We start from the raw sequence: 12,218 nt of genomic DNA, 5'->3' as shown, positions 1-12,218 counted from the left end.
AGCGGCCAGTCGTGACTAAACCTCGCGACTTTCTATCTGTTTTTGCAAACTCTCTATCGGTTCTTGAAGAGACCGTGGTGAAGCCTTGCGTAACCAGACCCACCAGGCGAGAGTCATTAATACTACCCACGCCACCCCAACATACATGGCGATACGGGTATCAGGGAAGTAACCTAAAACCGCGATAATAAATGCCATAAAGATGATGGTCAGAATCGGTGCCACTGGCCAGAACGGTACCGGGAATGTCAGCCGGGCAATATTCTCTTTGCTCATAGAGCGGCGCATCGCCACTTGCGAGATAAGGATCATCAGCCATACCCAGACCGTCGCAAAGGTGGCAATCGAGGCAATAATCAGGAATACATTTTTCGGGATCAGATAGTTCAGCACCACACCACATAACAGTGCGATTGCCATCACCAAAATAGTCATCCATGGCACACCATTACGGGTCAGACGGCTAAAACACTTCGGTGCCAGCCCTTCTTGCGCCATGCCGTACATCATGCGACCCGCACCGTAAATATCACTGTTAATGGCGGAAATAGCCGCGGTAATAACCACCAGATTCAAAATATTAGCAGCAGAACTGATACCTAAACTACTGAAAATCTCAACAAAAGGACTGCCATTTTGCCCAATACTATTCCATGGATAAATAGCCATCAGCACAAACAAGGTCAAAACATAGAACAATAGAATGCGTATCGGTACGGTATTAATGGCACGTGGTAGTACTTTTTCTGGGTTCTTTGCCTCACTGGCCGTGACACCGATAATTTCTATCCCCCCAAAAGCAAACATCACCACGGCAAATGATGCAATCACCCCCGTCAAGCCATTCGGCATAAATCCTTGATGAGACCAGAGATTACTGACACCGGTGCTCTCATGACCTGCACCAAAGCCAAACATCATGATGCCCAAGCCGGCAGCAATCATGGCAATAATCGCCGTCACTTTTAGCAACGATAGCCAGAACTCCATTTCACCAAACACTTTGACTGAGCAGAGATTCAGCGCACCAATAAAGAAAATAATACTCAGCACCCAAACCCACTGTGGCGCATCAGGGAACCATAACCCCATATAGATACCGAATGCGGTGACATCAGCCAACGCCACAATAATCATCTCAAAGGTATAGGTCCAGCCAGTGAGAAAACCGGCCAGCGGCCCAAGATAACGGCTGGCATAGTGACCGAAAGAGCCTGCTACCGGGTCATGCACTGCCATCTCACCCAGCGCGCGCATCACCATAAACACGGCCGCTCCGCCGATGAGGTAAGCAAGTAAAACTGCTGGTCCCGCCAGACGAATCGCCTCGGCAGAGCCATAAAACAGACCGGTCCCAATGGCGGAACCTAACGCCATAAACCGGATATGCCGGGCACTGAGGCCTCGTTTGAGCGTGGATGAATCATTCTTCATGGTACATTCTCGCAAAATTTGTGCCTTTTCAGGCAGGGGTTCAGAGAGGGTGATCCCGGTAATCGGGACCACCCATAGGTTGATGTAATAACTGGTGACCGTTGTTATTAGTAGATTAATTGTTATTAGTTGATGAACGGTTATTAGTGGACAAATCGTTATTAAAGGCTGGGTAGTAGGTGCGCAGGCATCAGTTCATTCATATGACGCTGCGCAATGAGTTGGCTTGCCGCTTCAATATCGGGGGCAAAGAAACGATCTTTCTCGTAGTAGGCTACATGTTGGCGCAATAGCTGGCGGGCAGGCTCCAATGCATCCGAGGTTTTCAAACCTTTGCGCAAATCCAACCCCTGACATGCCGCTAGCCACTCAACAGCCAGAATGTCGCGCACGTTTTCGGCCATTTCCCACAAGCGTTTACCCGCACGTGGTGCCATAGAGACATGGTCTTCCTGATTGGCAGATGTAGGAATACTGTCAACACTGGAAGGGTATGCCAACCCTTTATTTTCGCTGGTTAATGCAGCAGCAGTCACCTGTGCAATCATAAAACCAGAGTTTACGCCGCCATTTTCCACCAGGAATGGTGGTAACTGCGACATATGTTTATCCATTAATAGTGAAATACGACGCTCGGCTAATGAACCTATTTCAGCCAGTGCCAATGCCAAATTATCCGCTGCCATAGCCACCGGCTCAGCATGGAAATTACCGCCTGACAGCACATCGCCTTGTTCGGCAAACACCAGCGGATTATCTGATACTGCATTCGACTCGATAGCCAGCACCTCTGCTGCCTGACGCATTTGAGTCAGGCAGGCACCCATCACCTGCGGCTGACAACGCAGAGAGTAAGGATCCTGTACTTTGTCACAATTCTTATGAGATTCAGAGACTTCACTGCGATCGCCCAACAGGTGGCGATAAGTATTGGCCGCGTCAATCTGACCACGCTGGCCTCGCACCGCATGAATACGTGCGTCAAACGGGCTACGGGAGCCTAAAGCCGCTTCCACGGTGAGGCTGCCAAAGACAGACGCCGCAGCATAGAGATCTTCGGCTTCAAACAAACCACGTAGTGCATAAGCTGTTGAAACCTGAGTGCCATTGAGTAATGCTAACCCTTCTTTGGCCGCTAAGGTGAGCGGTTCCAGGCCCGCTTTCGTCAGAGCCGTGCGAGCATCAAGCCATTCGCCCTGATAACGCGCTTTACCTTCTCCCAACAGCAGCAAGCTCATGTGCGCCAACGGTGCTAAATCACCGGAAGCACCCACGGATCCTTTTAGCGGAATATGCGGATAGACCTCTGCGTTAACTAACGTAATCAACGCATTAATGACTTCCCGACGAATACCTGAAAATCCACGCGCCAGGCTATTGATTTTCAACACCATAATCAGCCGCACAATGGCGTCGTCATTCGGCTCTCCGACGCCGGCCGCGTGGGAAAGGACTATCGAACGTTGCAGGTTCTCCAGATCTTCGGTAGCGATGCGAGTCGATGCTAACAGGCCAAAACCAGTATTAATGCCATAGGCAGTACGCTTTTCTGCCAATATTGCCTGTACGCACTTCACACTCTGCTGGATAGCCGCATCAGCACTTTCATCCAGCGATATGTTGACTGGATGTTGGTATATATGTCGCAAATCCGCCAACGTCATCAGCCCAGGGTGCAGTACCATTGTTTTATTGACTGTTTTATTGACTGTTTTCATGATTTTTTACCTTGAGTTGCAGCAACCATCGGCAGGTTCAACCCCTGCTCTTGTGCACAATTAATGGCAATGTCATAACCTGCATCTGCATGACGCATAACACCAGTAGCCGGATCGTTATGTAATACCCGGGCGATGCGCTCAGCAGCATCATCAGTGCCATCACAGACCACCACCATGCCAGAGTGCTGGGAGAAGCCCATCCCGACACCACCACCGTGGTGCAGAGAAACCCACGTTGCGCCACTGGCCGTATTGAGCAATGCATTGAGCAGCGGCCAGTCAGATACGGCATCAGAGCCGTCCTGCATCGCTTCGGTTTCTCGGTTAGGACTGGCAACTGAACCGGAGTCCAGATGGTCGCGGCCAATGACAATCGGGGCCGACAGTTCACCACTGCGAACCATCTCGTTAAAAGCCAAACCTAATTTAGCGCGCTGCCCCAAGCCTACCCAGCAAATACGGGCCGGTAGCCCTTGGAAACTGATACGTTCGCGGGCCATATCCAACCAGTGATGCAAGTGCTCATCATCAGGGATAAGTTCCTTAACCTTGGCATCGGTTTTATAAATATCGTCGGCGTTACCAGAGAGCGCAGCCCAGCGGAACGGGCCAATACCGCGACAGAATAGCGGGCGAATATACGCAGGGACAAAACCAGGGAAATCAAAAGCATGAGTGACCCCCATATCTTGTGCCATCTGGCGAATATTATTGCCGTAATCAAAGGTTGGAATACCCATATTGTGGAAGGCCAGCATCGCTTCAACATGTTCCGCCATGGAAGTTTTAGCGGCATTAACCACCAATGCGGGTTCGCTTTGGGCGCGCTGACGATACTCTTCCCAGCTCCAGCCTTTTGGTAGATAACCGTTTAGCGGGTCATGTGCGCTGGTTTGGTCGGTCACCATATCTGGGCGAACCCCACGACGAACCAGCTCAGGTAAAATTTCAGCCGCATTGCCACACAGTGCAATAGAAACAGCTTCACCCGCCGCAGTATATTTTTCGATTCGCGCTAACGCATCATCCAGATCGGTGGCTTGTTCATCGACATAACGGGTTTTAAGACGGAAATCGATGCGGCTCTGCTGGCACTCAATATTCAGAGAACATGCACCCGCCAAGGTTGCCGCCAGTGGCTGTGCCCCGCCCATGCCACCCAGACCTGCCGTTAATACCCAGCGCCCTTTCAGGCTGCCACCAAAGTGCTGTCGACCGGCTTCGACGAAGGTTTCATAGGTACCCTGCACAATGCCTTGGCTACCGATATAAATCCAACTGCCTGCGGTCATCTGGCCGTACATCGCCAACCCCTTGGCATCTAGTTCGTTAAAATGCTCCCAGTTGGCCCAATGAGGCACCAGATTCGAGTTGGCAATCAATACTCTAGGGGCGTTACTGTGGGTTTTGAAGACACCGACGGGCTTACCTGACTGAATCAGTAGCGTCTCGTCGTCATTCAGATGGGTCAGGCTTTCAACAATCTTGTCATAGCATTCCCAATTGCGGGCTGCGCGGCCGATACCGCCGTAAACCACTAATTCTTTTGGATTCTCAGCCACGTCTGGATCAAGATTGTTCATTAGCATACGTAACGGGGCTTCGGTCAGCCAACTTTTGGCCGTAAGTTGCGTACCACGCGGGGCACGAATCTCAGTATCACGGAATCTATTTGGGGCAGTCACGGCAATTTCCTTCAACCAGTTTTTCAGGTATCAACGACATTACTTAGCTTGAGTATTTATTAACATATACTCGTATAGACAAGTACAATCAAGCTCTGGTAAAAAGGCAATATTCTGCCGTACCCAAAAAAAATAATATTATGAATAGTGTTTTAAATTAATTAGTTATAATTAATTTCGTTCTGCGTTAAGGCAGAGTAGAAGGATTTTCAACGTGGTTTTACTGATGAAATCAGCATAAAATTGGTGTGTTTTTGCGCACGAAGTCACATATACGTCACATGGATTTTACATTGTGACACACTAAATCGGCGATATCGTCCCAAATACACTATACGGTTCCGCGGTTGACCATTAAGGGGCCACCAAACACAAAATGTATCCATCGTTACCTATAACTCATTGTTTATGATGAACCTGGCTATCAACAGGCGCTTGCTCTCGCTCAGTTAAGCCGTAGTCCCGTACCACCGCCGCTACCCGCAGGCGATAACCGGCGAACACACTCGCACGCCCCGCGGCTTGTGCGCTACGATGCTGTTCAATATTCCGCCACTGCTTAACGGCCGCCTCATCGCGCCAAAATGATAGCGATAACAACTTCTGCGGATTACTTAAACTCTGAAAACGTTCTACTGAAATAAAACCGTCCATTTGTTCCAATAAAGGTTTCAGTGCCCCGGCATAATCCAGATATGCGTGGTACTCACCCTCTGCCGGTTCAACTTCAAAGATAACTGCGATCATCGGTGACCCCATCGGATAAAATGAAAGAAAACAATATTAAACGAAGCCATCAATGTATTTAAGACATTTACGTCTTTTCTGGGGTTAGTTGGCGATTATATAGGATGTACGTCACTTACTATGCCGGTAGGGGAGCATGTGCTGGCGCGGGTTAAAAGCTTCAGTTATTGATGGGATTGGGGCGCCCTCATGGCGGTTATTTTGTTCTTATCGGGATAACAGCATTGGATCGCCCCGATAAAACGCAGTAATACAAAACCTTATAAAGCCACAATGATAAAAGCCCCGACTACAATAGTCAGGGCTTTTAAGGTACTACAGATTTAAAATTAAACATTAATCAACTTAATAACGTGACACTTATCTTAGTACTATTTACAAAGATGTACCTATTTCTACAGGAATATTTGGTGCTTACAACTAACTCTATCCTCCAATATATTAACTGAATGATAACATTTCCCGTTTGTTACATTTAGCCATGCTTATGATAACACTGACTAAATTAGTACATCACCCTCGCGATATATACTCTTACTACATGGCTTTACTTTCTTCGCGATATCCTCGACTTCATACTTACGTACACAAATCGCGAACATTACTATTAACAACAAAGCCTTAACTCATCGCGTTTTGGTCCACATATGCGATCGTAAAGATTTATTACGTGGCCTGAAATCATCATCGCACGAGTCCATTATTAAAAACCCATCGCGAATCTCACATAAAAAATATTTCGTGACCTTTATCGCATTATTTTAAATCAACTACATGGACACCGGCTAAATAAAGAGTTCGTTACTAATTGCACCGGTGTTGAATTCCAATCTACGTGTTCTGTACCAGATGTCAATACTGTTTTTAAGAACATGTTTTTATTATCAGTACTACTGAAAATAACTTGGCATTTTATTGGTTTAGAATCATACAAAATCATCCGTATCGAATCATCATAACTTCAACAAGCTGATTCTACTTATTTTTCATATTTACTTAAAATGGGGATATTTTGTAAGTGCTGAGGAATAGGCAAAAAAAATTTTTGGCGGAAGATCACAGGAGTCGAACCTGCCAGGGACCGCTGGCGGCCCCATCTGGATTTGAAGTCCAGCCGCCCCACCGGGGACGATGATCTTCCATTTGGAAGAATGGTGTAAGGCGGTGATTATAGCTTGTTTATTGTATGGTGCTAGCCATTCAATAAACATGATGAATAATCCCCTCAAGTAAGAGTGGGATGAGACATTATTGAGAGTACCGAATCAGTTAATAGCTCACTTCGCCATATTTATCGCGGTGTTCTTTCGGGGTAATGGAATAGCCTTTTTTGAATACCGAATAGAAGTATTGTAGCGATGGATAGCCGCACATTTGCGATATTTCATTGATAGGCAAGGAAGTGGCAGCCAATAAGTTACGCGCCCGATCAAGCTTTTCTTCATGAATTACGCCATGAATGGTCTGCCCAATGTCATCCTTAAAGCGTTTTTCCAGATTTGAGCGCGACATTCCTACCGCATCTAATACCTGCTCAACCTTAATCCCCTTACAAGCATGATGGCGAATATAATGCATCGCCTGAATCACTGCCGGATCACGTAGCGAGCGAAAATCGGTTGAGCGGCGGGCCATGACTTTAACCGGTGGCACCAGAATGCGCTGTAATGGCGCTGTCTCTTGTTGTTTCTGACGCTGATTAAGGCGTTGATGCAACAACTTAGCTGCCCGATAGCCCATCTGTCGGGTTCCCTGCACCACCGAAGAGAGTGCCACCCTCGATAAATAGCGGGTTAACTCTTCATTATCAATACCAATAACACTCAGCTTCTCGGGTACCGCAATATCCAGATGCTCGCACACTTGGAGCAAATGTCGCGCTCGCGCATCCGTCACAGCAATAATCCCGGTCTGGTGTGGTAAGGTCTGCACCCAGTCCGCCAGGCGGTTCTGGGTGTATTGCCAGTTAGCCGGCGCGGTAGCCATTCCTTGATAAACCACCCCTTGGTATTGCTCGGCCGCCACTAACTGTCGGAAAGCATATTCTCGCTCCTGTGCCCAGCGTTTATCACTGCTGGCAGGCAGTCCGTAGAAAGCAAAACGATTTAAACCCTTTTCTTTCAAGTGCATAAAAGCAGCCTCAACCAGCGCTGCATTATCCGTCGCAATATAATCGACCGGCGGATAATCTGCCGATTGATGATAAGAACCACCCACGCCAATAATCGGGACATCTACATTCGCCAGTAATTGCTCTATCTGCCGATCATCAAAATCGGCAATAACACCGTCACCCAGCCAATCTCGAATGTTATCGATACGGCAACGAAAATCCTCTTCAATAAAAATATCCCAATCACATTGTGAAGCTTGTAAATACTCACCGACCCCTTCCACCACTTGCCGGTCGTATACTTTGTTAGCGTTAAACAGCAAGGTTATCCGGTAGCGTTTCTCAAACATGGGAATGGCTCCTGAAATAGGTGGGATATCAAGACTCAATAAGCAGAGAGATCAACGCAGTATGGCATTGATCTCTCTGCAAAAAGATAGGGTTAAACCCGGCGTTTGGTCGCGGAATCCATCCATACAGCCAGCAACAAAATCGCACCTTTGACAATGTACTGCCAGAAAGTCGGCACATCCAGCATGCTCATCCCATTGTCGAGAGAAGCCATAATAAATGCGCCCATCACGGCACCAGCAACACTGCCGATACCCCCTGCAAGGCTGGTACCACCAATCACACAAGCTGCGATGGCATCCAATTCGGCAATATTACCCGCAGAAGGTGAACCCGCCCCCAGGCGGGAACTAAGAATCAGACCGGCTATTGCCACCATCAATCCATTGATAGCAAATACCGCCAGTTTGGTGCGTTCTACATTGACCCCAGATAAACGGGCTGCATCGATATTGCCGCCAATGGCGTAGATCCGGCGACCAAAAGCAGTCCGGGTAGCCATAAATATACCGGCCAGCATCAGCGCCGTAAGAATTAATACCGGGGTAGGGACACCACGATAATCATTCAATAAATATATAGCCCCAAGAACTATTACAGCAGTAATAGATTGGCGAGTAACATCTCCCTGGGGTGCCGCAACCGGCAAACCCAGCCGAATACGGTGACTACGCCGACGCCATTGCCAGGCCACAAACAACATCAGGCCAATCGCCCCGATACCAAAACCGAATCCATTAGGCAGGTAGCTTTGACCGATTTGTGACATCGCATTACTGGTTGGCGATACTGTGGTGCCGTTGGTAATACCGATTAAGATGCCACGGAAAGCCAGCATTCCGGCAAGGGTGACAATAAATGAAGGAACTTTGCGATAGGCAACCCACCAACCGTTCCATGCCCCCAGTACTAGCCCCAAGCCTAGCGTAACCACAATGGTTAGCGGCAACGGCCAGCCAAGCCACACATCAAAAATCGCGGCCACACCGCCCAGCAACCCCATCATCGAACCGACCGACAGATCAATCTCCGCTGAGATAATGACAAACACCATCCCCACCGCCAAGATGCCGGTGATCGCCGTTTGGCGCAGAAGATTCGAGATATTTCTGGCGCTGAGATAGGCCCCTTCAGTGGTAAAAGTGAAAAACAGCATAATAATTGCAATAGCGGCCAACATGACAAAAACTTGCAAATTAACTGATTTTAGCCGAAATAGTGGCTTTTTAACGCCATTTTCTGGTGTATTCAGTTCAGACTGATTAGCTTGCGACATGGGTTTCACTCCTGAGTGCGGCTTCCATGACCTTTTCTTGGGTCAGGTTATGGTTAATGAGATCAGCTTTGATGCGCCCCTGATGCATGACCAGCACCCGATCACTTAATCCCAAAACCTCCGGCAATTCAGAGGAAATCACAATGACCGCAATTCCCTGCTGGACCAATTGATTGATAAGTTTATAGATTTCATATTTTGCGCCGATGTCTATACCACGAGTTGGCTCATCGAGAATCAAAATTTTCGGGTTCAGTAACAGGCATTTAGCCAGAATCGCTTTTTGCTGATTACCACCGCTAAGGCGGGCAATCGCCAGCTCTGATGAAGAGGTTTTGACCTTTAACCGCGCCAGAGACTGCGCAATGGTGGATTGCTCTTTGGCATCATCCAGCATGCTAAAAGCACCGGTAAAATCATCCAAGGCCGCCAGTGTGATATTCGCGCCCACCCCCATCACCGGTACGATGCCGTCTTTTTTGCGATCTTCTGGCACCATCGCAATGCCCAGTTTCATCGCCTGCTGACACGTGTTGATGGTCACCGGTTTACCATCAATAAAAATATCTCCCTGCCAACGGCCCGGATAGACGCCGAACAGACATTGCACTGTTTCGGTTCGACCTGAGCCTACCAACCCGGCAACACCTAGAATCTCGCCACGTTTCAACACGAAAGAGACCTCATCGACCCGGCGAATATGGCGGTTGACCGGATGCCAGGCACAGAGATTTTCCACCCGTAGAATTTCTTCGCCAATATGGTGGGCTTCATGGGGGTAAAGCTCTTTCAGTTCGCGGCCTACCATCATAGCGATAATGTCATCTTCGCTCATGGTCGCCGCCGGGCGGGTACCAATATGACGACCATCGCGGATCACACAGATATGATCGGATATCGCTTTGACTTCATTCAATTTATGCGAGATATAGATACAGGCAATACCGTGGTTTCGCAGGTCACGGATAATATCCAGCAAAATAGCGGTTTCACTTTCAGTCAGTGAGGCGGTAGGTTCATCTAATACCAGTAGCCGCACTTGTTTATTCAGCGCTTTCGCAATTTCAACGAGCTGTTGCTGCCCAAGGCCCAACTCACCGACGGGAGTGTGAGGGTCGACGACCAGTTTGACCTGTGCCAACATCCGCTGGCAGCGTAAATACATGGCATCGTAATCCATAATGCCGAAGCGCCCCCATTCGGAACCGAGGAACATGTTTTCCAGCACCGACATCTGTTTCACTAACGCCAGTTCCTGATGAATTATCGCAATGCCCTTTTGCTCTGTTTCACGAATATTTTTGGCCTGTAACATTTCGCCTGAAAAAAATATTTCTCCCTGATAAGAACCGGTGGAATAAATACCACATAACACTTTCATTAGTGTGGATTTCCCCGAACCGTTTTCACCACATAACGATAATACTTGTCCGGCCTCTAATGTCAGGCTGATATTATCTACGGCTTTAACCACACCGAATTGCTTAGTAATATTTTTCATTTCTAGCAGGTAGGGCATAACCCCTCCTTAATACTGCTGATTTTATAGCATTGCGGCTACATTAAATAACGGCCATGTTAATAAATTAAATAACTGGCCGTTTATTACAAAGTCCAATCAGCAATATGCCAATCAATAAACATCTGCTTTTTTGTGGAATCCGTCGGCTATGATAGTGCTATCAATATTGCTTTTATCAACTTGAATCGGTGTTAATAAATAAGCAGGAACATCTTTTATACCATTATTTAATTTACTGTTGGCTTTTGGTTCCTCACCTTTACCCAAGGTGACTGCAATTTCTGCCGCATCATTGGCTAATTTACTGATTGGTTTATATACAGTCATGGTTTGCGTACCCGCAACAATTCGTTTTATTGCAGCCAAATCAGCATCCTGACCGGAAATAGCCACCTTCCCTGCCAACCCTTGTGCAGCTAACGCCTGAATTGCCCCGCCAGCAGTTGCATCATTGGATGCCACCACAGCATCAATCTTGTTATTGTTGGCAGTGAGTGCATTCTCCATAATTTTCAAGGCATTTTCTGGTAACCAGGCATCAACCCACTGATCACCGACAATTTTTATTTTCCCCTCTTTTATCAGTGGATTAAGCACTGTCATTTGCCCTTGACGGAACAACTTGGCATTGTTGTCGACGGGTGACCCACCCATCAGGAAGTAATTGCCTTGCGGCACCCGCTCAACCAGGCTTTTCGCCTGCAACTCACCCACTTTTTCATTATCAAATGAGATATAAAAATCAATATCAGCGTTATTTATCATACGATCATACGCTAATACCTTTATCCCTTCCCGTTTAGCCTCGGCGATAACGTTACTTAATACTTGACCGTTATAGGGAATAATAACTAACACATCAACGCCACGATTAATCATATTTTCTATTTGTGACATCTGTGTTTCTTCATTGCCATTTGCAGATTGCACAAATACTTTAGCGCCAAGTGATTCAGCTTTGTTAACAAAAATGTCGCGGTCTTTCTGCCAACGTTCCAGGCGGAGATCATCTATCGCCATACCGATTTTAATTTCTTTACTAAATCCGGGCTGGCTAATCATCACCAGAGCGGCACATGCGGAGAGTAAAATGTTCTTAAATTTCATCTTTCGGTACCTTTCTTATTGTGCAAGCAGGGTAAGAGAAACGGTAAACATCGACTGCAATAGGGATTGTTGACGCTTATTTGCACATCGGCAATTACAGATTTTCATCCGCCAATTATGTTTTTTGGTTTAATGTTAATTTTATGATAACGATCATGTTTTCTTCCTCATAAAATGCATAATTCCATTACGGGATGTTATCCGTGTAATGAATATCTAAGCATTTTTATAATTAAGCGGTTATTTATGAGATCTACACCAC

8 protein-coding genes and 1 tRNA gene are annotated in these 12,218 nt (G+C 47.2%); all 9 read right to left on the bottom strand.

The features are described 5' to 3' along the window. Positions 1 to 15: 15 nt before the first annotated feature. The 9 genes from V1955_RS00350 to xylF all read right to left on the bottom strand — a co-directional run bounded on the left by V1955_RS00350 (position 16) and on the right by xylF (position 11,956). Positions 16 to 1,434: an amino acid permease gene (locus V1955_RS00350; protein WP_083161413.1), complete on the bottom strand. Its 1,419-nt coding sequence runs from the start codon at positions 1,432 to 1,434 to the stop codon at positions 16 to 18. A gap of 161 nt (positions 1,435 to 1,595) precedes the next feature. Beyond that, complete coding sequence (gene hutH / locus V1955_RS00345) at positions 1,596 to 3,119, bottom strand: histidine ammonia-lyase (RefSeq protein WP_420073021.1); 1,524 nt, start codon at positions 3,117 to 3,119, stop codon at positions 1,596 to 1,598. 29 nt (positions 3,120 to 3,148) lie between these two features. Next, on the bottom strand, positions 3,149 to 4,840 hold the full coding sequence (hutU, locus tag V1955_RS00340) for a urocanate hydratase (protein ID WP_083161415.1): 1,692 nt from the start codon (positions 4,838 to 4,840) through the stop codon (positions 3,149 to 3,151). 399 nt (positions 4,841 to 5,239) lie between these two features. Then, on the bottom strand, positions 5,240 to 5,587 hold the full coding sequence (locus V1955_RS00335; RefSeq protein ID WP_083161417.1) for an antibiotic biosynthesis monooxygenase family protein: 348 nt from the start codon (positions 5,585 to 5,587) through the stop codon (positions 5,240 to 5,242). Positions 5,588 to 6,633: 1,046 nt separating this feature from the next. Further along, positions 6,634 to 6,728, bottom strand: a tRNA-Sec gene (locus V1955_RS00330). Between the two features lie 128 nt (positions 6,729 to 6,856). Further along, a complete protein-coding gene (xylR, locus tag V1955_RS00325; RefSeq protein ID WP_442820412.1) occupies positions 6,857 to 8,050 on the bottom strand; it encodes a D-xylose utilization transcriptional activator XylR in 1,194 nt (397 codons plus the stop codon). Positions 8,051 to 8,142: 92 nt separating this feature from the next. After that, positions 8,143 to 9,327: a xylose ABC transporter permease XylH gene (gene xylH / locus V1955_RS00320; protein WP_083161431.1), complete on the bottom strand. Its 1,185-nt coding sequence runs from the start codon at positions 9,325 to 9,327 to the stop codon at positions 8,143 to 8,145. Then, on the bottom strand, positions 9,314 to 10,846 hold the full coding sequence (locus V1955_RS00315; protein ID WP_420073509.1) for a xylose ABC transporter ATP-binding protein: 1,533 nt from the start codon (positions 10,844 to 10,846) through the stop codon (positions 9,314 to 9,316). Before V1955_RS00315 ends, xylH begins: the two co-directional genes overlap by 14 nt. A gap of 114 nt (positions 10,847 to 10,960) precedes the next feature. Continuing rightward, a complete protein-coding gene (xylF, locus tag V1955_RS00310; RefSeq protein WP_050086873.1) occupies positions 10,961 to 11,956 on the bottom strand; it encodes a D-xylose ABC transporter substrate-binding protein in 996 nt (331 codons plus the stop codon). Positions 11,957 to 12,218: the final 262 nt, after the last annotated feature.

This window comes from Yersinia sp. 2545 StPb PI, assembly GCF_052217125.1.
Lineage (GTDB): Bacteria > Pseudomonadota > Gammaproteobacteria > Enterobacterales > Enterobacteriaceae > Yersinia > Yersinia enterocolitica_E.
This window is presented reverse-complemented; position numbering and strand designations above follow the sequence as displayed.